Source organism: Dolichospermum compactum NIES-806 (genome assembly GCF_002368115.1).
Classification (GTDB): domain Bacteria; phylum Cyanobacteriota; class Cyanobacteriia; order Cyanobacteriales; family Nostocaceae; genus Dolichospermum; species Dolichospermum compactum.
In genome coordinates, this window is sequence record NZ_AP018316.1 from 2767787 (window position 1) to 2792493 (window position 24707).

Annotated in this window: 19 protein-coding genes and 1 pseudogene; 14 read left to right on the forward strand and 6 right to left on the reverse strand. The window is 38.0% G+C overall.

Annotated features, from left to right (window positions below; genetic code table 11):
• Positions 1 to 69 precede the first annotated feature (69 nt).
• The 6 genes from sipA (at position 70) to CA730_RS13200 (ending at position 6229) form a co-directional block, all read left to right on the forward strand.
• Positions 70 to 312, forward strand: a complete 243-nt coding sequence (gene sipA / locus CA730_RS13175) for a regulatory protein SipA (protein WP_096667900.1) — start codon at positions 70 to 72, stop codon at positions 310 to 312.
• A gap of 56 nt (positions 313 to 368) precedes the next feature.
• A complete protein-coding gene (locus CA730_RS13180) occupies positions 369 to 926 on the forward strand; it encodes a peroxiredoxin (RefSeq protein WP_096667902.1) in 558 nt (185 codons plus the stop codon).
• Between the two features lie 76 nt (positions 927 to 1002).
• Complete coding sequence (locus CA730_RS13185) at positions 1003 to 1872, forward strand: polyphosphate kinase 2 family protein (RefSeq protein WP_096667904.1); 870 nt, start codon at positions 1003 to 1005, stop codon at positions 1870 to 1872.
• A 158-nt stretch (positions 1873 to 2030) separates the two neighbouring features.
• Positions 2031 to 2624 (forward strand): chemotaxis protein CheB, encoded by a 594-nt coding sequence (locus tag CA730_RS13190; RefSeq protein ID WP_096667906.1) that lies wholly within the window; start codon positions 2031 to 2033, stop codon positions 2622 to 2624.
• Positions 2625 to 2767: 143 nt separating this feature from the next.
• A complete protein-coding gene (locus CA730_RS13195) occupies positions 2768 to 4666 on the forward strand; it encodes a CheR family methyltransferase (protein WP_096667908.1) in 1899 nt (632 codons plus the stop codon).
• Between the two features lie 183 nt (positions 4667 to 4849).
• Complete coding sequence (locus tag CA730_RS13200; protein ID WP_096667910.1) at positions 4850 to 6229, forward strand: cobyrinate a,c-diamide synthase; 1380 nt, start codon at positions 4850 to 4852, stop codon at positions 6227 to 6229.
• A 298-nt stretch (positions 6230 to 6527) separates the two neighbouring features.
• Here the strand turns inward: CA730_RS13200 and CA730_RS13205 are convergent.
• Positions 6528 to 6740 (reverse strand): annotated as a pseudogene (locus CA730_RS13205) (cyclic nucleotide-binding domain-containing protein); the annotation flags it as partial.
• Positions 6741 to 6827: 87 nt separating this feature from the next.
• Here CA730_RS13205 and CA730_RS13210 point away from each other — a divergent pair.
• The 3 genes from CA730_RS13210 (at position 6828) to CA730_RS13220 (ending at position 11122) form a co-directional block, all read left to right on the forward strand.
• Complete coding sequence (locus CA730_RS13210; protein ID WP_096667912.1) at positions 6828 to 9773, forward strand: UPF0182 family protein; 2946 nt, start codon at positions 6828 to 6830, stop codon at positions 9771 to 9773.
• A 78-nt stretch (positions 9774 to 9851) separates the two neighbouring features.
• The gene (locus tag CA730_RS13215) at positions 9852 to 10172 is read left to right on the forward strand and encodes a muconolactone Delta-isomerase (RefSeq protein ID WP_096667914.1); all 321 of its coding nucleotides are present in this window, start codon (positions 9852 to 9854) and stop codon (positions 10170 to 10172) included.
• Positions 10173 to 10759: 587 nt separating this feature from the next.
• Complete coding sequence (locus tag CA730_RS13220; RefSeq protein WP_231939827.1) at positions 10760 to 11122, forward strand: hypothetical protein; 363 nt, start codon at positions 10760 to 10762, stop codon at positions 11120 to 11122.
• A gap of 47 nt (positions 11123 to 11169) precedes the next feature.
• Here CA730_RS13220 and crtH read toward each other — a convergent pair whose 3' ends face one another.
• Positions 11170 to 12675: a carotenoid isomerase gene (gene crtH / locus CA730_RS13225; protein ID WP_096667918.1), complete on the reverse strand. Its 1506-nt coding sequence runs from the start codon at positions 12673 to 12675 to the stop codon at positions 11170 to 11172.
• A gap of 475 nt (positions 12676 to 13150) precedes the next feature.
• Here crtH and sbcC point away from each other — a divergent pair, with 475 nt between their 5' ends.
• Positions 13151 to 16177: an exonuclease subunit SbcC gene (sbcC, locus tag CA730_RS13230; RefSeq protein WP_096667920.1), complete on the forward strand. Its 3027-nt coding sequence runs from the start codon at positions 13151 to 13153 to the stop codon at positions 16175 to 16177.
• Positions 16178 to 16243: 66 nt separating this feature from the next.
• Positions 16244 to 16924, forward strand: coding sequence for an HAD family hydrolase (locus tag CA730_RS13235; protein WP_096667922.1), 681 nt, complete (start codon positions 16244 to 16246; stop codon positions 16922 to 16924).
• A 45-nt stretch (positions 16925 to 16969) separates the two neighbouring features.
• Here the strand turns inward: CA730_RS13235 and CA730_RS13240 are convergent, their stop codons facing one another.
• The gene (locus CA730_RS13240; protein WP_096667924.1) at positions 16970 to 17593 is read right to left on the reverse strand and encodes a CPP1-like family protein; all 624 of its coding nucleotides are present in this window, start codon (positions 17591 to 17593) and stop codon (positions 16970 to 16972) included.
• 379 nt (positions 17594 to 17972) lie between these two features.
• Here CA730_RS13240 and CA730_RS13245 point away from each other — a divergent pair, with 379 nt between their 5' ends.
• On the forward strand, positions 17973 to 18671 hold the full coding sequence (locus tag CA730_RS13245; protein WP_096667926.1) for a response regulator transcription factor: 699 nt from the start codon (positions 17973 to 17975) through the stop codon (positions 18669 to 18671).
• 102 nt (positions 18672 to 18773) lie between these two features.
• On the opposite strand, the gene CA730_RS13250 is transcribed toward CA730_RS13245, so the two are convergent.
• Entirely contained in the window at positions 18774 to 18968 is a 195-nt protein-coding gene (locus CA730_RS13250) for a DUF2811 domain-containing protein (RefSeq protein WP_027401370.1), read from the reverse strand.
• Between the two features lie 875 nt (positions 18969 to 19843).
• Between CA730_RS13250 and CA730_RS13255 the strand changes: the two genes are divergently transcribed.
• Positions 19844 to 20566, forward strand: a complete 723-nt coding sequence (locus CA730_RS13255) for a TerC family protein (RefSeq protein ID WP_096667928.1) — start codon at positions 19844 to 19846, stop codon at positions 20564 to 20566.
• 84 nt (positions 20567 to 20650) lie between these two features.
• Here the strand turns inward: CA730_RS13255 and ndk are convergent, their stop codons facing one another.
• Positions 20651 to 21100, reverse strand: a complete 450-nt coding sequence (gene ndk / locus CA730_RS13260) for a nucleoside-diphosphate kinase (protein WP_096671517.1) — start codon at positions 21098 to 21100, stop codon at positions 20651 to 20653.
• Positions 21101 to 21411: 311 nt separating this feature from the next.
• Here ndk and speA point away from each other — a divergent pair, with 311 nt between their 5' ends.
• Positions 21412 to 23427, forward strand: a complete 2016-nt coding sequence (gene speA, locus CA730_RS13265) for a biosynthetic arginine decarboxylase (protein ID WP_096667930.1) — start codon at positions 21412 to 21414, stop codon at positions 23425 to 23427.
• A 98-nt stretch (positions 23428 to 23525) separates the two neighbouring features.
• On the opposite strand, the gene CA730_RS13270 is transcribed toward speA, so the two are convergent.
• Positions 23526 to 24695, reverse strand: a complete 1170-nt coding sequence (locus CA730_RS13270) for a sugar phosphate nucleotidyltransferase (protein WP_096667932.1) — start codon at positions 24693 to 24695, stop codon at positions 23526 to 23528.
• Between the last annotated feature and the right edge of the window lie 12 nt (positions 24696 to 24707).

The window sequence follows — 24707 nt, forward strand, 5'->3', positions numbered from 1 at the left end:
ATTAAATCTAAATCTTTTATATAATTTATTTTGCTTGTCTATTTATTCAAAATTACAAAGTATTGCAAAATGTCTTCAGAATTTCCAATTGGTAGCAAAGTTCGTGTGGTATCATTGCCACCATACCTGAAAACGGCTGAACCAATGCCGATGTTACGTCCCACTGAAGTAATTCATATTGGGGAAGAAGGTATAGTTCTTGACCGTCGCCCTGGTGGTTATTGGGGTGTGCGCTTTACTAGAGGCGCTTTTCTCATAGACAGCCAATACATTGAAAGTATCGAAAACTCGTCCGAACCGCAATCAGATTGAAGATAGAGAACAACAAGAATGTAAACTTATATTAAGTTATTCTTCTGGTTGAGAAAATGGGTTCCCGTCGCACTTTTATTAGCATTTTATTTGCTTCTTGTTTGGCTGTTATTAGTTGGTTTAATTTTACGCCCCCTGCTGAAGCTTTAGGTGGTAAATTACCCACAATTAATCAACCTGCACCTGAATTTACTTTACCAACTAATACAGGCAATGGTAAAGTCTCTTTGGCTGATTTTCGGGGTAGGTGGGTGGTTCTTTATTTCTACCCCAAAGATTTTACTTCTGGTTGTACTATTGAAGCACGACGATTTCAGCAAGATTTACCTAAATATATTCAGAAAAATACTGAGATTATTGGTATCAGTGCTGATGATGTTGATTCTCATGCAGAATTTTGTGACTCGGAGGGGTTAAGATTTCCTTTATTAGCTGATATTAAGGGTGAAGTTAGTAAGGCTTATGGTTCTTGGATAGGTGTTGTCTCTATGCGCCATAGTTTTATTATTGATCCTCAAGGGATATTACGAGCAACTTTTGTGAAGGTTAATCCTAGTATTCACAGTATGGAAGTTTTGGAAATGTTGGGCAAGTTGCAATCTTCTGTTTCTTAGCAAGACGGCGAATATAAAATGGCTTCGCTATATTATATTCGCCAGGTATAATTCATTGGAGTGATAATTTTTTGATATGAATCATGATCCTTATATTGTTAAACCAGGTTCTCATATTTCTTTGATCAAGGACTATAATCCAGGTTATAGATGCGAGTTTCACCCAAAAACTGATGCGATTAAAAAATTAAAAACAGGTGTTTTACAACTAGCTAAATATCAAGATGTTCTCTATGCCCAAAATAGTTATTCTTTGTTAATTATTTTTCAAGCTATGGATGCTGCTGGTAAGGATAGCACCATTAAGCACGTGATGTCGGGGGTGAATCCCCAAGGGTGTCAGGTATTTAGTTTTAAATCTCCTAGTGAGGAAGAATTAGATCATGATTATTTATGGCGTTCGATGAAGTCTCTCCCGGAAAGGGGTAGAATTGGCATTTTTAATCGTTCATATTATGAAGAATTACTTATAGTTCGTGTCCATCCAGAAATTCTTAAAAAACAACAATTACCCAAGTTTCCTCAAGGTAATCAAATATGGAAACAGCGATTTGAGGAAATTAATAATTTTGAAAAATACTTGGTTAATAATGGGGTAATTGTGCTGAAGTTTTTTCTAAATGTCTCAAAATCGGTGCAAAGAAAGCGGTTTTTAGCACGGATTGATTCACCGGAAAAACATTGGAAATTTTCTGCTAGTGATATCCGAGAAAGGGCTTTTTGGGATGATTATATGGATGCTTATGAGCAAGTTTTTAACAATACAAGTACAGAATTAGCTCCTTGGTATATTGTTCCTGCTGATCGGAAATGGTTTACACGGTTGGTGGTAGCAGATATTATTTGCACAAAGTTACAGGAATTAAATTTGCAATATCCTGAAATTAGTGAGGAAAATAAAAAGCAATTACAGGAAGCTAAAAAAAATCTGGAAGCAGAAAATTAGTGAATAAAAAGATCCTGTGTAGAGATGTTTTATGGAACGTCTCTATATTGTATCCCCAAATGTTAATTTAGAAAGTTCTATCCGTCTATAGTTACAGGGAATGAGTTGAGAATTTCGATATCTTAGAGTTGGGAAAGAGGATAATTTTCAGGATAACTATGCAAAATCTTCCTAACTTTGATATTGTGGCTTTAGCGGCTTCTGCTGGTGGATTAACGGCATTAATTGAGGTGCTGGCAGATTTACCAACAGATTTTCGAGCAGCAATTGTTGTGGTTCAACATTTAGATCCCCGTCATCCATCCCTGATGGCAGAAATTCTCAGTCGTCGGACTCCACTGAAAGTAGTCCAGGCAAAAGCAGGAGATGAACTCACTCCGGGGACTGTTTATATTGCTCCTCCGAATAACCACTTGTTGGTGAATAGTGATGGTACAGCTTCTTTGTCTCAGTCGGAAATGGTGCATTTTCTCCGTCCTTCGGCGGATTTGTTGTTTGAATCGGTGGCAGCAAGTTATAAAGAAAGAGCGATCGCTGTTGTCCTCACAGGAACTGGCAGTGATGGGGCAATGGGAGTAGAAGCAATCAAAAAAATGGGTGGGACGGTAATTGTCCAGGATGACAAAAGTGCTGAATTTCCGGGAATGCCATCTTCAGCGATTAAGACAGGGAATGTGGATTTCATCCTCCCTTTAACAGAAATTTCTTTAGCTTTGATAACTTTGGTCATGTCTCATGCTAGTTTGCCATAACATATCACTAATTTAGGTTATTATAAAAAGCTGACTGTGTATAAACAATAGTTTTGCAAATCCAATGTCCGTAAGCAAGATTGATTTAGTTTACAATCATCTGAGGATATGTATTTATTTCTAGTAAAACCCTAATTGATTCTATGAATGCTCCACACAAAGACCTTGATTTTGAAAATCTCCTCCAATATTTGAGAATCAATCGAGGGTTTGATTTCACAGGTTATAAACGTTCAACTTTAATGCGTCGTGTTATTAAGGAGATGGAAACTTTAAATATAGATAGTTTTGTGAATTATCAAGATTATTTAGAAGTTCATCCAGATGAATTTAAAAATTTATTTAATACTATTTTAATTAATGTGACTGCTTTTTTTAGAGATAGTTCAGCTTGGGACTATTTAGCCAAAGAAATTATCCCTAATATCATCAAAAATAAACAAAAAGATGAACAGCTTCGGTTCTGGAGTGCCGGTTGTGCTTCTGGACAAGAGGCTTATACTTTAGCAATGGTTGTATCGGAAATATTAGGAGTCGGAGAGTTTCGGAAGCGGGTAAAAATCTACGCGACAGATGTAGATGAAGAATCTCTCACCCAAGCTCGTCATGCTAGTTATTCAGCCAAAAATATTATTGAAGTTCCATTAGAACTGCGCAATAAATATTTTGATTTAGTGAATAGAAATTATGTTTTTCGTCAAGATTTGCGTCGTTGCGTGATTTTTGGTCGTCATGATTTACTTCAGGATGCACCAATTTCTCGTTTAGATTTATTGGTTTGTCGCAATACCTTAATGTATTTTAATTCGGAAACCCAAGGAAAGATTATCAATCGGTTCCATTTTGCGCTTAATGATCATGGCTATCTGTTTTTAGGAAAAGCAGAGATGTTAGTTATGCACTCTAATTTATTTATACCTATACATTTAAAAGATCGTGTATTTGCGAAAGTATCTTTGGGAAACATCCGTAATCGTCAACTAGTTATGACAAATTTGCAAAATAAAGAGTCCTCTAATAATGTTTATTCTGAAGAACTGCGAATTAGAGAGTTGGCTTTTGATACAGCGTCTAGCTCCCAAGTTGTCATTGATAATCATGGTATATTAATTATGATTAATGAAGAAGCTCGGCGTTTATTTAACCTGACAAATAAAGATTTAAATCGCCCCTTTCAGGATTTAGAATTATCCTATAGACCTGTAGAGTTACGCTCATTAATCGAGCAAGTATATAATGACCGCCATCCTGTTATACTCACAAATATTGAACGTTATCAACCTAATTCAGAAATTCAACATTTCGATGTGCGAGTGATTCCTTTACAAGATGATAATCAAACCATTCTCGGTGTAACAATCTCTTTTAATGATGTCACCCGTTATCTGAAACTCCAAACAGCATTACAACGCTCTCGACAGGAATTAGAAACAACCAATGAAGAATTGCAATCTACTAATGAAGAACTAGAAACAACCAATGAAGAATTGCAATCTACCAATGAAGAACTAGAAACAACCAATGAAGAACTCCAATCAACAAATCAAGAAATGGAGACAATGAATGAAGAACTCCAATCTTCTAATGAAGAATTACAAACAATAAATCATGAATTAAGCGATCGCACCAGTGAACTTGACCACACTAATATTTTTCTGTCTTCTATTTTAAGCTCTCTACAAATGGGAATGGTAGTCTTAGATAGTAGTTTTAATATTTTAATTTGGAATCATACAGTTGAAGATATGTGGGGTTTACGCAGTGACGAAGTAATTAATAAATCTTGGTTTAGTTTGGATATTGGTTTACCTGTAGAACAACTGCGAAACCCCATTCGTGATATTATATCTAGTAAGAAGAAATTCCAGGAAATACTTCTGAAAGCCACTAATCGTCGCGGTAAAAAAATCCAATGTTATATCGCCTGTAGTCCCTTACTAAAACAAACAGTGGAAGGTATTATTATCATGATGACAGACGTGGAGAAAATCAATAGTATGATTTCTCCAACGGACATTGAAGAAAGACAACGGGAAGGGTAAAAGAATATGTAGGTATCGGCGACTAGAAGTCGCTACTACACAAACAAAGTCCACCTATTCCTGCGGAACCATACGCGAACGTGGACTAAGAAAAATCAAGAATTTTGAACCCACGAAGGTGGGTTTTGTCTATGTAGCCGCGAATTCTAGTCGCCAGGTACAATTTTTTTTAATTACTTATCTATGTCTATAATTATTGCTGGAGAACGGAGTGGAGTCGGGAAAACAACAGTTACACTTACCCTATTAGCATCCTTGCGTCGTCGTCGTGTAAAAGTGCAATCTTTTAAGGTGGGACCCGATTATATTGATCCGATGTTTCATCAATATGTTACTGGTCTTCCTTGTCGAAATTTAGATGCTGTGCTAACTTCAGAAAGCTATGTGCAGCAATGTTTTTACCATCATTCTCCTCAGTCTGAATATACTTTAGTTGAAGGGGTAATGGGTTTGTTTGATGGTATTAGCCATTTATCAAACACAAATGAAAAAACCGACTTTGCTAGTACAGCCCACGTTGCGAGATTATTAGATATACCAATAATATTAGTAATTGATTGTAGTCGTTTATCTGGTTCAGTAGCTGCGATCGCACACGGTTATTGTTCTTTAGATCAGAGAATTAAAATTGCTGGATTAGTCTTAAATAGAGTCGGAAGTGAGCGACATTTATCATTATTAAAGGCTTCTCTTACCCCTCTACAATTACCCATACTTGGTGTCTTACGACGACAAGATAATATTACTATTCCTGACCGTCATCTCGGTTTAATTCCCACCGCAGAATTACCAGAATTAGATCAGATAGTTAATAGTTTAGCTGATTTAGGTGATACTTGTTTTGATTGGGATCAACTTCTACCACTTTTAAAATCAGCATCTTCCCCAATTCCCAATTCCCAATCACCAATTCCCAGTTCTTCCATAAAAATTGCTGTAGCGCGAGATCAAGCCTTTAATTTTTACTATCAAGACAACTTAGATATACTAGAAAAATTAGGAGCAGAATTAGTATTTTGGAGTCCATTAAATGATAATCAATTACCCAAAGATATCCAAGGAATGTATTTTGGTGGAGGTTTTCCTGAAGTATTCGCACAAAAATTATCTAACAATATCACCCTAATACAAGCAGTCAAAAACTTAATTTTAGCAGGAATACCCACAATTGCAGAATGTGGAGGATTAATGTATTTATGTGAGCAAATTATTGATTTTGATGGTAACTCTTGGCCAATGGTAGGAATATTACCGACTCATGCACAAATGGATAAAAGATTAACATTAGGATATCGTCGCGCAGTAGTTTTAGAAAACACCTTTTTACTTGATAGCAATAAAAACATTTTTGGACATGAATTTCATCGTTCTCATGTAATCACTAATTCTCCCCAACCATTATTTAATACCTATCGCTATGATTGTGATGAAAATACAGGTTTTGAAGGTTGGAATTTACCCAATGTTCATGCTTCTTACATTCATCAACACTGGGGAGAAAGTAGAGAAATTCCTCAAAGATTTATCCAGGAATGTTTAAAAAATCAAAAATTAGCTTCTTAGAGGTTGTTTTAAAAGTATTAGATGAAACCGATAATCTCCAGAAACCTAACCCCCCCTTCCCCCCTTCCCTTCAAGGGAATGGGGGTTTCAAAGCCTCTCCCCGCGTCGGGGAGAGGTTTGGAGAGGGGTTTATTTATACATATACATTAAAAACTTTTCAAACATCCCCTGAGAGGGAAAAGGCACGAGCGGTTTTAACCGCTTTGAATATTTTTTCATTACCGCCTTCGAGTTGGGAAAATTGGGGTACTTTTGTAATGTACTTTCAACGGGACAATTACCGATTCAAATTCTCCAACGCGGGACGAGGCTGAGTGTCGAATACCGCCATTTTACCAAAGTAGTTTCCCTTATCAGCTTCTGCTAACTTGATATCACCAATATGGACTTTCACCCGACCGGAGACTAAGATATACAGCGATCGCCCTTCTTGTCCTTGCTGAAAGATTGTATAATTAGCTGGGTAGGATAACTAATTCATCACAGAAGCAAGCCTGACAATGAAATCATCCCCAGTTTTAACCTCACAGATACCCGTTATGTTCCTAGTTCCCTGTTCCCTGTTCCCTGTTCCCTTGCAAAAATCAATGTTTTAGAAATGAAACTTATTAGAGTTTTTATAGGATGTTTGGGTTTGTGGCTATTCTTGGATATAGCTGCTCATTTGGGTGCGGAAATTTTTTGGTTTCAGGAAGTTGGTTATATAGAAGTATTTTTGCAAAGATTTTTAACTCAGGGGATTTTATGGTTGTTTGTTGTGAGTTTGAGTGCTGTTTACTTGTTAGGAAATCTCACTTTAGCTCAAAGGTTGAAATATCCCCCTTTTCCTAATTCTATTCCGGTACAGGAGATAAAAATTAGTCGAAAATTAACAAGTTTTCTTAGTCCTCAGTATCCTAGAAATAATCAATCTCTTCAATGGGATAATTATACCAATAAAATTAAATTGCGATCGCTCTTGCCTCTCATATTAGGGTTAATTTTTTTGGTGTGTCTGATGCTAACACACTATGGAAACGTTGCCCTCTCCTATTGGTTAGAGAAAGTTAATCAATCTAGTTTATCAGTACCACTGTTATTTCGAGGAGAGATAATTTTACAGTTGGGAAGACAGATAATTTCTCAACCTTGGTCTTTAGGACTATTGGGGGGATTATCTATGGCTATATTAATTTATAGCAAATTGTGCCTGGGAGCGATCGCTATTATTTTTAGTCTCTGTTTTGGCTGGATATTGTCTCAACATTGGGCAAAAATTCTCTTATCTTTTCATCCTATTTCCTTTGATCATCCTGAACCATTATTTGGCAAGGATATCAGTTTTTATATTTTCCATCTCCCCATTTGGGAACTTTTAGGATTTTGGTTAACAGGATTATCCCTATATGGTTGTATTAGCGTCATTCTCACCTATTTATTATCAGCAAATAGTCTCAGTCAAGCCGTTTTTCCTGGATTTTCTTCTCCACAAATGCGCCATTTATCTGGCTTATCTGGCTGCTTAATGTTAGTAGTATCTTTAAATTATTGGCTGAGTCGTTATCAATTACTTTACTCGGTTCGCGGAGTGAGTTATGGAGCTAGTTATACTGATGTTAAAGCCCAATTACCAGCAGATACAATCCTATATATTTTATCAGCAGCTATAGCTTTATACTTATTATGGTTAACTGTATTTTGGCAACAAAAATCTTCACCTCATCGCTGGGTAATTGCTGCTTTAAATATTTACATGACCTTGATAGTGACAGGTAATTTTATTGTACCTATGGCTGTACAAAATTTTATTGTTGAGCCAAATGAATTACAAAAAGAACAACCTTATATCATGCGAAATATCGCCCTCACTCGTCAAGCATTTAATTTAGATGTCATTGACTCTCAAATATTTAACCCCACAGGAAAACTTACAAAAGCAGATATTAACACTAACGACTTGACAATTAGGAATATTCGGCTTTGGGATCAAGAACCATTATTGAAAACCAACCGTCAATTACAACAAATTCGCCCTTATTATAAATTTCCCGATGCTGATATTGATAGATATTTAATTGAAAATAACGGTAATCAAGAAAAACAACAGGTACTAATTGCAGCCAGAGAATTAAATTATCCAGATGTTCCTCCCCAAGCACAAACATGGGTAAACCAAAATATGATTTACACTCATGGTTATGGCTTCACTATGAGTCCCGTTAATACCGTTGCTGCTGGTGGATTACCAGAATACTTTGTCAAGGATATTAGTGAAAATGGTAGCGTATTAAATACTTCTAGTGCCAATATTCGGGAAAGTATTCCTATCGGAAAACCCCGAATTTATTATGGAGAAATTAGTAATACTCACGTCATGACTGGGACAAAAGTTAAAGAATTAGATTATCCCAGTGGCAGCGATAATGTTTATAATACTTATGATGGGTTAGGTGGTATTTATATCAACTCTCTATGGCGAAGATGGCTATTTTCCATATATTTAAAAGACTGGAGAATGGTATTTACCACAGATTTTTTACCAGAAACTAAAGTATTATTACGACGGAATATTAACGAGCGAATTCACACAATTGCTCCTTTTTTAAAATTCGATAGTGATCCTTATTTAGTTGTAGCTGATGCCCAAATAGATGGTCAAAATCAACAATTTCCTGGCAAAGAAAATTATCTTTATTGGATAGTTGATGCTTACACCACAAGCGATCGCTATCCTTACTCAGACACAGGTAAAAATAGTATCAACTATATCCGTAACTCTGTTAAAGTCGTCATTGATGCTAACAACGGTACAGTCAGATTTTACATTGCTGATGCCAAAGATCCATTAATTACGGCTTGGTCAAAAATATTTCCTAAAATGTTTCAACCACTGAAGAATCTACCAGTCAATCTCCGCACTCATCTCCGCTATCCAGTAGATTATTTCAAAATTCAATCTGAACGCTTAATGATCTACCACATGACAGATACCCAAGTATTTTATAATCGGGAAGATCAATGGCAAATTCCCAATGAAATCTATGGTAACGAAAGCCGCAAAGTTGAACCCTACTATTTAATAACCAGTCTCCCCAACGTTTCCTTTGAAGAATTTATCCTCTTACTTCCCTACACACCCAAACAACGTACCAACTTAATCGCTTGGTTAGCAGCACGTTCCGACGGTGAAAATTATGGCAAATTACTACTATATAACTTCCCTAAAGAACGTTTAATTTATGGACAAGAACAAATCGAAGCCAGAATAAATCAAGATCCAGTTATTTCTCAACAAATTTCCCTCTGGAATCGTCAAGGTTCAAGAGTAATTCAAGGTAATCTTTTAATAGTTCCCATTGAGCAATCATTACTATATGTTGAACCAATTTATTTAGAAGCCACACAAAATAGTTTACCAACATTAGTCAGAGTAGTCGTAGCCTATGAAAATCGCATCATCATGGCACCCACCTTAGAACAAGCACTGCAAGGAATCTTTCAACCAGAACTGGCACCACCAGCAACTATTATTCGTCCCCTAGAAAACGAAATACCTCCTGGTTAAATAGCTGATATTTCAACTCAGAATTATACTGATTTTAGTTTAAAATAATAAAATAAAATCTTCCCAGAAAATATAACTATGCTATATCATTTAGATTTTCATGTTGAATACCCCGATAACATGAATCAACAAGAACTATTTGCCTTATGGAGTGAAGAAGCAGATGTCGCCCTCCAAGCCAAACAAGCCGGAATAGTGGTTGATTTATGGAAATGTGTTGGTACTCGTCGTGTAATTGTCATTGTTGATGTTCCCACTCCAGACACATTAGACCAAATTCTTCTAGACTTGCCTATCATGAAAAAAAACGGACAAAAAGTGCAAATAGAAGTAACACCTTTAAGAAAATATGAAGACTTCGCCGCTGATATCAAAGCTAGATTAAATAACCAGGAATAGGTAGAACACCAATTTAATAACCTGTAAAATGGCAATTTCCCGTAGGGGCAATGCCCCCGTGCTTGCCCCTAAAACCCTATCATGACAACCACAGGGGGTAAGGGCAACAACAGGGGGATTGCCCCTAGGATGCAATTAATGTAATTTAAAACCCTATTACCAACTGTATTTTTAATATCTACGTACTACTTCAGGTATATATTCACAGAATCAAAAACAAAACTATTGACAGAGATAACTAATCTTTACTTTTGATAAACCTATAATCAGAAGCCATATACAGCTTTACCCAAACCAATCATAGACTTAAATTAAAAGTTTCAAAATCGAACATCAGTCACAATTAAAACAGACTTTATATTGAGGGGTTTGCCACTTGGTTCTGTCACATTTGTCAATTACAGCGCTTTCTGATGCTATCAGGTACAGTTTTTTATCACAAAACCCGTAGGGGCGCAGGGTCTGCGCCCTCCATTATGTCCTGCGCTCTTCATTGTATTCCATGAAAACGAAAATTGTTGTAAGAACCATTATAGATAATTAAGGAAAATAAGATGTATATAGATCAGGTATTGGGAAACACATTTATGACTGACAATACCAACTTGTCTATTGCTCAAGGTGCAGTTCAACAAGAAAAAGTCCAAGTGCAATATCACAACATCCAAATACCAGATTTAGCACTATCTTTAGCTCCTTTGGGATTTATTTTTGTTTGGGCTATTTTTCTCCTGCTTTTTCATAAAATCCGCACCAATACAGATGATAAAGTATGCGTAAAAAATAAAATTCTACAAAAAGTCCCCTGTAAAAAATGTCAATTTTTTGCCAATAACCATTATTTAAAATGTGCCGTCAAGCCTGATACTGTTCTCACAGAAGAAGCCATAGACTGTTCTGAATACGTGCCTAAAAAAGTTAGCTTTTCCCATAAAAATTTATTTCGCTAAATACCAGATTCCCAACTTCTTTAAGAAGTCGGGGATCTTTTTCCCAGCTATTTTCTCAGTTGTAAATCTACTCCAATCCGATGAGCGCAAGCAAACCCAGAAAAAGCTACTGCATTCAAACCTTGTCCGGGGAATGTACTATCTCCTACACAATACAAATTAGGAATCACAGTGCGATTGAAAGGCATTCCCAATAACCCCCACAACTTACGTTTAGGTATTGGTCCATAAGTGCCGTCTATCCGTTGTAAAAAGCGTCTGTGAGTACGTGGAGTCCCGATTTCTAAATAATCTAACCCAGCATCTAGGGCAGGAAAAATTGTTGCTAATCTGTCAATAATTTGCCCCGCTGCTATTTCTTTTTTAGCCGTATACTCGCTTTCGCAAAGTCCTTGCCAATTACTAATCGAGTCAGGTGTAAAGGCATGAATAATATGATATCCTGGTGGTGCTAAATCCAGGTCAAGTAGGGTAGGAATAGAAACAAAAATTGTTCCTGTTGCTGTGGTCATTTCCTGCCAATCTGTTAATAAAATATGATGACATTCTGTTCCTACAGGTAAAACTGATGCTTTTACCCCTATATGCAAGCTTAGAAAACTAGGTGATTTTATATATCGTTGTTGCCAATTTTTTTCTTTAACTGGCATTTTTTCGGCTGGTAGTAGTTTTGTAAAGGTGTCCCAGCGTGTGGCATTAGATACTATTTTTTTACCATAATAAACTTGACCATTTGCTAATTGTACACCTACAGCTTTTCCCTGTTTGGTGATGATTTTTGTGACTCGTGCTTGGTATTGAATTTCACCCCCAAATTGTGCTAAACCTGTCACCAATTTTTCGGCAATTTTCCCAACTCCACCTTTGGGATAATTAACTCCCCCATAATGTCTATCAGAAAAAACCATGCCAGCATTAATCATTGGTGTCATGTCCGCCGGAACTACTGACCAGCAATAACACTCGATATCAATAAACTTTAATAGCTGAGGATCTTGAATATACTTTCTTGCTACTTCTCCTACATTTAAGGGTAAATATTTGGCTAAACCTAGACAAGCTAATGGATTTTTGAGAAATACTCGGAGAAGATATTTAGGTTCTTCTAATGATAATAATTCAATATTATTCAGGCAATTAAAAACCTTTTGACATTCATCATAAAATCTTCTGATTCCCTTGGCTTCGTGGGGAAAATAAGCAATTATATCTTGGAGAAATTTTTCATAATCTCTATCAATTTTTAAGTCCAAACCATCAGGTAAATGATAGTGAATCTGGACAGAATCGGGAATGGTTTCCAGATTAACATTGACTGCATCTAAGGCACGGGTGAGTAAGTTGGTTGTTCCTTTATTTCCCATACCAAAAATCATTGATGCACCAACATCAAATGTATATCCTTGGCTTTGAAAATAACCGGCACTACCACCAGGAATGAGATAACTTTCAAAAACTATAACTTTTGCACCTTTGGCTGCTAATTGGGTGGCTGTCACTAAACCACCAATACCAGAACCAATAATAATGACATCAAATAATTCGGAATTCATAATTTGTAATTTAATCCAAAAAAGAGGGAAAAGTCTGCTGCTGCTGACTAATCCCGCCTGCCGATCCTTTAAAGAGAGGAGAACACTTGAAAATAATATAACTCAGATTGAGAATCTTTGTCAACTATTAATGAGAAGATTTATCAATAAAATATATTTACTCCTGACTCCCTCCTGGGCGCAGTCCCTTCGCCCCTACTCCAGCTTTCTTCTTTCTTCTTTCCAGGACTTACGCAACCGACACATTGGTAGGGTGCGTCAGACTGCATAAGTCCTGCCAATAAACAGATTATTGATATCTGACGCACCCTACAACAGATGTTTAGTGTGACACTTGCGTAAATCCCAATATTGTAAATTTTTGTAAAATTGATGTCTTCAAGACTAGAAACCTGCTAATTACATGACTAAACTAAAAACTAAGTGCATCTGTACTGTTAACAATCAAAATTGTAAATGTGGCACTATAGTCTGAATGATCCCAGTCCAACTTATCATTAAAAACTTTCTCAGTTACCGTGACGCAAGTTTAGATTTTAGCGGCTTGCATACGGCGTGTATTTGTGGTTCTAATGGTGCGGGAAAATCTTCCCTTCTAGAAGCTATCACTTGGGCAATTTGGGGTGAAAGCCGTGCTAATGTTGAGGATGATGTGATTCATTCTGGTGCGAAAGAGGTCCGAATTGATTTCACTTTCCAAAGTGGTCAGCAAACTTATCGGGTAATTCGCAACCGGGTTAGGGGTGGAACTAGTATTTTAGAATTTCAAATTGAAACTCCTACTGGGTTTCGTCCTTTGACGGGTAAGGGATTAAAAGCCACTCAGGATGTCATTCTTGAACATATTAAGCTAGACTATGAGACTTTTATCAATTCTGCTTATTTGCGTCAGGGAAAAGCCGATGAATTTATGCTCAAACGTCCTGCTGAACGCAAGGAAATTTTAGCAGAGTTATTGAAACTAAATCAGTATGATGAGTTGGAAGAACGAGCCAAGGATAAAGCTAAACTTTATAGAATCCAAGGAGAAGAGTTAGAAAATTCTTTAGCAAATATCAAAATTCAACTCCAACAACGGGAAATAACGGAAATTCAACGCATTGAGTTAGAAAAACAACTAAGTAATTTACAACAGGTGCAAGCTTTTGAAAATATTCAATTACAAAGTTTACAGGTTATCCAACATCAAAGACAAAGTTGGGAACAGCAATTAAATTTTGTGCGGCAACGATATGATAATCTGAGCCAAGATAGCGATCGCTTACAACAAGAACAAATAGCCGTAAAATACCAATTAGCAGATTTAGAAAAGATTATCAATCAACAAACTGACATTCAAGCCGGTTATACTCAATATCAAAATCTGCAATCTCAAGAAGAAATCTTTGCTGCTAAATTTGAACAACATACCCGCGCTACCAATTTAAAACAACAAAAACAACAACAACTATATAAACAAACTCAAGATTTAGAACGTCAATTACAACAAGCCCAAGCTCAATTATCAGCTTTAGAACAGCAAGAACAAGAAATTACTCAAACCCTGAGTAAATCTGGGGATATTGAAACAGCTATATTACAATTAAATACCGCCCGTCAGCATTTGACTAACTTAGATCAATTACAAATGCAGGTAACACCATTATTACAACAAAGAGCCAGGTTACAAACTCAATTAGATCGCACTCATGCCAGTTTAGTCGCGCGATTAGAGCAAATGCAAGTCACAGAAAAACAATTACAAAATCAACATCACCGACAACCCCAATTACAACAAGCAGTAATAGAGATAGGAACGCAAATTGAAGAATTAGAAAAAAAGCGCGTTTATCTCCAAAGAGTCCAAGAAAAAGGACAGGAAAGACGACATTTTATTGAACGTTTGCAAGCCCATCAACGAGATTATGAAAGGTTGTTAGGAGAACTAGAACAAAAATTGCAAATGTTACAAAATCCCGATGCTAGTTGCCCTTTGTGTGAACGTCCTTTAGATGAACATCATTGGAGTAAAGTTATCGAAAAAACCCAATTAGAATATGAAGATACTCAAGGACAATTTTGGGTAGTGCGGGAACAACTTGCAGTTTCAGATCGAGAAATTCAGGTACTTCGACAGGAATATCGAGAAATATCTCAAAAATTATCAGGTTATGATTCATTGCGAGAACAACGGGGACAATTAGCCGCACAGTTAGAAGCTACAAGTGATGTCCAACAACAGTTACTACAAATTATTGCCCAAAAAGAACATTTAGAACGTTCTTTAGAAAGTGGTGATTATGCCCCCGAAAAACAAATAGAAATTCAGCAATTAGATCAATCTCTTCAACAACTTAATTATAGTGAACAAGACCACGCCCTTGCCCGCAGTGAGGTGGATAAATTACGGTGGGCAGAAATTAAACAAGGACAAATTAAGGATGCCTTAAAACGCCAAGCACAACTAACAGCTAAAAAGCCAGAATTAACAGGGAATATTACTCAATTACAATGGCAACTGCAACAGGGACAAACTGATTCTGATTGTGCCAAAGAAATTGCTAATTTAGAACAGCAAATTGCGGAAATTGCCTATAGTTCTGAACAGCATAATTATTTGCGTCAAGGTGTGCGACAAGGGCAAGTTTGGCAATTACGTCATCAACAATTATTATCAGTACAAGCACAATATCCGCAATTACTTAATAAAAGTCAACATTTAGAAGATTCATTGCAAAGAATCCTGAAAGAAAGAGAAATATTAACTCAAGAAGTTGATAATATTGTTAAACAATTATTTGATAGTGCCAACCCCACAGCCCAAATTAATAATTTAGAACAACAATTAGCAAACCGCAGACAGGAACTAGATAATAAAATATCTCAGTTAGGGCAATTAAAACAAATGTCCCTGCAATTGGCAACTTTACAAAATCAGTATGAACAAGGAATACAACAATTACAAAATTGTAAACAACAACAGCGTGTGTATCAAGAATTAGCCCAAGCTTTCGGCAAAAATGGGATTCAAGCTTTAATGATTGAAAATATTTTACCTCAACTGGAAGCAGAAGCCAATCAACTACTTTCTCGATTGAGTGCGAATCAATTTCACGTCCAATTTATTACCCAAAAAGCCGGACGCAGTGGCAAATCCAGTAAGAAAAATGCCAAATTAATAGATACATTAGATATCTTAATTGCTGATGCTAGGGGAACGAGATCCTATGAAACTTATTCAGGAGGAGAAGCTTTTAGAATTAACTTTGCCATTCGTTTAGCGTTGGCAAAATTATTGGCACAAAGAGCAGGGGCATCATTACAATTATTAGTAGTAGATGAAGGTTTTGGGACTCAAGATGGGGAAGGATGCGATCGCCTAATTGCCGCCATTAACGCCATATCCGCCGATTTTGCCTGTATTCTTACTGTCACCCATATGCCTCACCTCAAAGAAGCCTTCCAAGCCAGAATAGAAGTGAGTAAAAACCAGCAAGGTTCACAGTTACAATTATTGATGTAATACCCAGATCCCCGACTTCTCCAAGAAGTCGGGGATCTATAATCATCTATATCCAATTATCTACTAATGCTGAGATTAATTACCGACTTTGACGGGCCAATCATGGATGTTTCGGAACGCTATTACCGTGTTTATCAATTGTGTTTAGAAAAAACCCGATATCCTGAACAAACAATTACAGAACTGTCTAAATCCGAATTTTGGCAACTCAAGCGATCGCACACTCCCGAACTCCAAATTGCCCTAAAATCAGGTTTAGATGCCCAACAAGGGCAAGAATTTTCCCAAATCCGTAAACAAACAGTCCACACCCTCCCTTATTTCCAGTATGATGTCCTTGTCCCCACAGCATTAGCCGCACTCAGTCAAATTCAAGCCGCCGGTGTTGATTTAGCAGTAATGACAATGCGGAGAGTGAGAGAGTTGGATTATGCCTTTAATCAACATAATTTAAGCCAGTTTTTCCCAGAAAATCGCCGTTATTGCCTGAGTAACGACTATGTAAAAACCCGTGATGTCGAAGATAAACCATTGTTAATGGCTAAAGCCTTAGCTGGACTCCCCCCCGCTGCTGATACTTGGATGGTGGGAGACACAGAAGCCGACATTACCGCCGCCAAAAAACATAATATTAAAATTATCGCTGTTGAATCTGGTATCCGCGATCGCTTACAACTAGAATCTTATCAACCTAATCTGATTATGCCAGACTTAAAAACCGCTGTAAATTTCATCCTCAACCAGTAAACACAAAAATAATGGGTAATCGGCCATTAACCAATTACCCATTACTTAACGTAAAAAACTACTTACTAACCACAGCAAGATAAAAGTCAACAGCGTAGAAAACTGATTCGCCGTCATATTGATCACTGGCAATGGTAATATCAAGCCAGCAATCAGACCACCAGCAATTAAACCAGCAATTAAACTCACCAGCGTGAATAAAACTGCTCTACCAAACTTTCCTTCCTTGCGATTCAGGAAGTAAATACCAACACCCACCCCAACTGCCAAAGACAGTTGTAAAACCTGTCCACCACTACCGGGATACAACAAACTCGTTGCACCCAAACCTAAATACAAAGCACCTGGTAGCAGGACATCAGTTAACGTGGGCTGGTCTAGACTTCGCTGTAGCCATGCAGGAGACTGCTGACCAAGAGATTGACTTGTTTGAGGAGAAGATGGAACTCGCATTTCTGGAAATCGGATGCGCTCAGGCACTTTAATCTTACCTTCTTGGCGCATCCGCAGGCGTTCCATTAAAATCGCATCATAAGCGGCTTCAATGGCTTCTCGGACATTACCATCACCACCATGTTTTTCCAACAGGCGATTCCGAACATCCTGGATTTCATCGAAGCTTGCGTCTTCCGATACCCCAAGTTTTTCGTAGGGACTTTGATCACTCATGGGAGGTTATTACTTTAGCCTTAATCGGCGGCACTTTTTATTTTACAGAAAAACAACTTTAGATTTTATAGAAATAAAGACAACAACTAGATCGGTAACTATCTGAATTATATGTCTTAGGCAATTTTATCCATCCATTAGAATAATAGCATGAGTCGGGTCAACCGCACATAAATTCAACAAAACTGAATTTCTCGTAACTTTTGCTATACCAGCATATTTACCTCTTCCCTATCCATAATAAAAATCACATTTTATGCAAATAATCAGGATCATCATTCCTGTCCCCTGTAAATTTTGAATTACTACCAAAGTAGAACCTGCGTCTCTACGCAATCATGGTTGTTAATCCTATGCACTTTTATAAAAACTAATCCCTATGGCTGTTGCTAAGATTCTTGTAGTTGACGACGATCCTGCGGTGCGAAATTTAATCCAACGCTTTTTGCTCAAACAAAATTACCAAGTTGAGTCCGCCGAAGACGGGAAGACTGGTATGAGTATGTTTGAAAAATTTAATCCCGATTTAGTAATTTTAGATGTTAATCTGCCGGATGTAATTGGGTTTAACCTTTGTCAAGAAATGCAGAACCGTAGTGGCGTATTTGTACTAATCTTGACCAGTAGAACCGACGAAGGTGATAAAATTCGAGGTTTTGCTAAAGGTGCTGATGACTATCTGACTAAGCCATTTGGTTTGGGAGAGTTAGAGGTAAGAGTAGCAGCTATTTTAAGGCGGCAGCGAGTTGTGACTAATGCAGAACAGCAACGCTTAATTTTTGATAAATTAACAATTGATTCTATGCGACGGGAAGTAATGCTTAATAGCGAGTCTGTTCCCCTAACTGCGCTGGAATTTGACTTATTGTATTTTCTCGCTAGTCACCCAGCTAGAGTTTGGCGACGATCCGAACTCATTCAAGAAGTTTGGGACTATGAATATGTTGGGGATCAGCGGGTTGTGGATGTTCATATCGGTCAAATTCGTAAGAAAATTGAAATAGATCCGACTCAATCAACATTAATTCATACTATCCGTGGTGTAGGGTACAAATTTGAATGCGCTACTTCTGCCTAAAATTTGACTACCACCTGTAAACCCCCGCCAATCCCACGCACTGAAGGTGTGGGATCAAATAAATAAACTTGGTTTATGAATTTAATCCAGTATTTCTATGGATTATTGATGAAATAAGGTTTCCAAGTAAACACGTGCCGCTCGGCGATCGCTCTCACCATTTTGCAGCAAAAATAACGATAAAGCCGCTGTTAAGACACGAGTTTGATCCCAATCAGGATGGGTTTCTAGATAGTTGTTCATGGATTCCTGTAATGTTTCGGGAATTTCGGTAAAGATAGGGACTGTGGTGTTCATAAAATTTTCCTGTAGATCAATCAAGAGAAGTTATTTGTGTTCAGTTTTACTGAGGGCTGATTCATACCCTGTGAGGGACGTAGGGGGGATTAACATAAACCAGAACACAAAATTCAGATGCCGAATGGAATCAAACTCAGACTCATCATTTTGCGCTCACCAGGGGTGGATTTGTCAATGCTGCGAAATGTTAACAATTAGCAGTCAAAAATAAATCTTGACCCAATAATCAGCCTTACAACTATATTTTTGTTACATAACTTTATAAAAACTCGGTTATCAAGCCTGTTAGTAGGGAAAAAGTAACAATCCCCAATAAGTCAGCAATGACTGATTAACTCGTGGAACATCTGTGGAAAAGTCGAAAATCACCTGTGGAAATCCTGTGGAATCAATGAGGAAAAAGGTGGTTAATAATAAGAATTACTATAATGTCAGGAAAATATGACATATCAGGCAATTGACACTCTCAGGTTTTTAGACACTGAATTTGACCCTTACCAAAAAACTTGTCAGGTGGTAAAGTATATAACAGGAGTCAGGAGTCAGGATAAAAACCCTTTGGTAGCAAGAGCTTGACCGTTAATTGATTTCCTAACCGCCTTGGCGCTTGCTATATTTGTAAATACAATTTATTTTATAAAAAATTTTGCTTATAGACATTTTGACGGGTCATGATCAGAAAAAAATTATCTTCTTGCCCTGCTTGCTTGTTAGTTTGATAGCCTATACAGTTGGTGATAAGAGTTACTTATTAAGAGCAGGCTAAATGCAAGTTAAAATAGATGGAAGATAGTAATTTATTGTAGTTTCGACAATAAAAATCTCTAATCCCGTATCCTGTAGATTCTTAAATTTTTGCCTGAGAAATTGGAATGTTAGACCAAATATTTGATTACTTAAATTTTCATTTCAGTGTTGAAGCTTCTATAGTCCTCTTAATATTAGTGTTTTTAGAGGCGGTACTATCAGCTGATAATGCGATCGCTCTCGCTGCGATCGCCCAAGGACTAGAAGACAAGAAACTAGAACGTCAAGCCCTCAATATTGGGTTAGTCTTCGCTTATGTTCTTCGTATTACTCTACTGTTAACAGCTACCTGGGTACAGAAATTTTGGCAATTTGAACTATTGGGCGCTGCTTATCTGTTGTGGCTGGTCTTCCAGCACTTTAGTTCCCAAGAAGACGCAGACAATCACCATCACGGACCACGGTTTAAATCTCTGTGGCAAGCTATACCCGTGATTGCCTTTACAGATTTAGCCTTTTCCTTGGATAGTGTTACCACAGCGATCGCCGTTTCTCAGGAAATATGGTTAGTAATCACAGGTACAACCATTGGGATTGTCACCCTCCGATTTATGGCTGGATTATTTATCCGTTGGTTAGATGAATATACAAACTTAGAAGACGCAGGTTACATTACTGTAGCCTTCGTAGGTTTACGTCTCTTATTAAAAGTCATCAACGATGATTTAGTCCCACCAGAATGGCTCGTAGTGACCGCCATCGGTATCATCTTAGCCTGGGGCTTCTCTAAACGCAATGTTGTAGAATTAGCCCCAGAAGAACGGGAAAAAACGGAAGTGTCGAAGTAATTGGGACAGGGAACAGGGAACAGGTAAGATTTTTATTACCCATTACCCATTACCCATTACCTATTACCCATTACCAATCCCTAACTACTCACTTAACCAAGGTGCAGAATGAGGTTGCCAAGCAACTAATTCCTCTTCCTTAAACCACAGCGCAATTTCTGTTTGAGCGGTTTCTTGAGCATCAGAACCATGAATGAGGTTACGACCGACATTAACGCCAAAATCGCCGCGAATTGTGCCTGGTTCTGCTGTTAAAGGGTTGGTTGCGCCAATAATTTTTCTAGCTGCTGCTACAACGCCCTCACCTTCCCAAACCATTGCTACCACTGGGCTGGAAATGATAAATTCGACTAAACCAGGGAAAAAAGGTCTTTCACGGTGAACATCATAATGTTTTTCCGCCAATTCCTTACTGACTTTCATAAACTTTAACCCCACCAGGGTAAAGCCTTTGGTTTCAAATCGGCGGATAATTTCACCCACTAGTCCGCGCTGGACACCATCAGGCTTAATTGCTAAAAATGTGCGTTCCAAATCTGTCTCCAAAAACATAATCTAATTTTGATGGGTTAATTGTCAGTTGTATTGATGTCTTTTGTCTAGTAGTCTTGCGAATTTTCCCGAAAAATTTGGAGAGATCAGGGAATTAGGAAAACATAGTCTTCTTTTCTTTCTAGCCAAAACCTAGCAAGGCTTACTTATCCCTCTATAGGTAGTGGAACATGGTATTAACCATATTTCTAATTACTAATTCTTAATCAGAAATTATTTCTAGTTGTATATCCGTTACCAGACTATTTTGTTAAATTGTTATTTCGTGGGCGCAATACAGAGGTCAGGAAAAAATGGGTGTCGAGTCAACCGCTGATGAGATTGTGAAAATGCCATCTAATGGACATAAAGCCGAACTAAAACGCCAAAAACAGAAGCAACTTTTAGTACCTAGTACAAGTACAGGAGATTTATCTGTGCCTTGGAAAATTGAGAATAGTGAAGACCTTTACCGTATTGAAGGTTGGGGACAGCCTTATTTTTCGATTAATGCGGCTGGTCATGTCACTGTTTCTCCCAAGGGTGAACGAGGCGGATCATTGGACTTATTCGAGTTGGTAAATGCTTTAAAGCAGCGTAATTTGGGTCTACCGATGTTAATCCGGTTTTCTGATATTTTGGAAGACCGAATTGAGCGATTGAACGCTTGTTTTGCGAAGGCGATCGCTCGCTATAACTATCCTGGGGTGTATCGGGGCGTATTTCCCGTTAAGTGTAATCAACAACGCCACCTGATCGAAGATTTAGTTCGGTTTGGTAAACCTCATCAATTTGGTTTAGAAGCGGGTTCTAAGCCAGAATTAATGATTGCTCTGGCTTTGTTGGATACACCAGGAGCATTGTTAATTTGCAACGGCTACAAAGACCAGGAATACATCGAAACAGCGATGTTAGCCCAAAGACTAGGACAAACACCAGTTATCGTCCTAGAGCAAATTGAAGAGGTAGATTTAGCCATTGCGGCTAGTCGTCAATTAGGCATTAAGCCCATCTTGGGAGTAAGAGCGAAATTAAGTACCCAAGGGATGGGGCGTTGGGGAACTTCCACAGGCGATCGCGCTAAATTTGGGTTAACAATTCCTGAAATTATGGAAGCTGTGGAAAAATTGGGTGCAGCCAACTTACTCGGTTCTTTGCAATTATTACACTTTCATATCGGTTCTCAAATATCCGCGATCAATGTCATTAAAGATGCCATCCAAGAAGCCAGCCGCATTTATGTAGAGTTGGCAATGCTAGGGGCAGATATGAAGTATTTAGACGTTGGTGGTGGCTTGGGTGTAGATTACGACGGCTCTCAAACCAACTTCTACACCTCGAAAAACTACAATATGCAAAACTATGCTAATGACATCGTGGCAGAGTTAAAAGACACCTGTGATGAAAAGCATATTCCCGTACCAACGCTAGTTAGTGAAAGTGGTCGGGCGATTTCTTCCCACCAGTCGGTTTTAATCTTTGATGTTCTCAGCACCAGCGATGTCCCCCTTGATCCCCCTTCTCCTCACCAAGAGGGAGAATCCCCAATCATTAAATATCTCTGGGAAACTTACCAATCCATCAACAAAGAAAACTACCAAGAGTTCTATCACGATGCTGCTCAATTCAAGGAGGAAGCTATCAGTCGTTTCAACTTAGGTATTTTGCGTCTCAACGAACGCGCTAAAGCCGAGCGTCTTTACTGGGCTTGTTGTCAAAAAGTTTTAACTCTCATCCGTCAGGAAGAATACGTACCTGATGAGTTGGAAGACCTAGAAAAAATCATGGCTTCCATTTACTACATCAATCTCTCTGTGTTTCAATCAGCACCAGATTGTTGGGCAATTGATCAACTATTTCCCATTATGCCCATACATCGCCTTGATGAAGAACCAACTCGCAGAGGAATCTTAGCGGATTTAACCTGTGATAGTGATGGGAAAATAGACCGCTTTATAGATTTACGGGATGTCAAATCGGTTTTAGAACTGCACAAATTTGAGCCAGGAAAACCCTATTATCTAGGAATGTTCCTAAATGGAGCGTACCAGGAAATTATGGGGAATTTACATAACCTCTTCGGTGATACTAACGCTGTTCACATTAATTTAACCCCCAAGGGTTATCAAATTGAACACGTTGTCAAGGGCGATACCATGAGTGAAGTTTTAAGCTATGTCCAGTATGATTCTGAAGACATGATAGAAAACATTCGCCAACGTTGTGAGCGAGCCTTAGAAGAACAGCATATCACTATAGCAGAGTCCCAACGACTACTACAAACTTACGAGCAAAGTTTACAACGGTATACTTACTTGAATAGTTATTAGTCAGTGGTCATTGGTCAGTGGTCATTGGTCAGTGGTCAGTGGTCAGTGGTCAGTGGTCAGTGGTCAGTGGTCAGTGGTAAATTACAATAGACAACTGACTAAATTGAGTTTGTTCCCAATAATTCGGCGATCGCTTGATGTTCTAAAGGCGTTTGTAAAGGTGGAGTTTGACGAGCATCAGTGATCAACCAATCCAAAGCCGCAGCTTGGACATCAATTGATGCTCCCGTCTTATCCACACAATAACGTCCGAACACCAGCTTATCTACCAAACGCACACCTGGAGCTAACCGCGACCATTCAAAAATCACACTGTTATCTACAGTCGCACCACTGCAAATCCAACAATTTGGACCAATCATCGCTGGACCAATGATTTTTGCCCCATCCTCAATTTTAGTCATTCCCCCAATATAAACAGGTCCAGTGATATCAACTTTATCCCAATTTACAGATACATTTAAACCAGTAAAAATACCTGGAAAAACTTCATGTCCAGGGATTTGCACATTTTTAATTTCCCCTGATAAAACGCCACGAATTGCTCGCCAATAATCGGGAACTTTACCAATATCTACCCATTCAAAATCCATCGGAATGGCGTAAAAAGGGGCATTATCTGCCACAAGTTGGGGAAATAATTGCCCACCAATGTCATACTCCATGCCAGAGGGTATATACTTGAACACTTCTGGCTCAAAAATATAAATACCTGTATTGATATTAGTGCTAAGAGCTTCTTCAACAGTTGGTTTTTCTTGGAAAGCTTGAATGCGGTTATCGTCGTCCGTAACTACCACACCATAGCTAGAAACTTCTTCCTTGGGAACTGATTTAGTAATAATAGTTGCGATCGCCCCTTTGGATTTATGCCACTTTACCGCCGCAGTTAAATCTAAATCAATTAAAGCATCACCACACAACACTACAAATGTATCGTCAAAAAATGGGGAAAAATCTTGAATCCGACGCATACCCCCAGCCGAACCAATAGCTTCACCGACGAGTTTACCGTCATCATCAATTTTACCTTCAAAAGAATAGGCAATCTGCACACCAAACCGCTGACCATCTCGGAAATAACTTTCTATTTCCTCCGCCAAATGGCTGACATTGACCATAATCTCGTCAAACCCATGTTGACGTAATAACTCCAGCAAAAATTCCATAACCGGCTTTTGCAGTATAGGAATCATCGGTTTGGGAATTGTATACGTAATGGGACGGATACGAGTACCCTTTCCCGCAGCAAGAATCATCGCTTTCATAAAATTTTATTC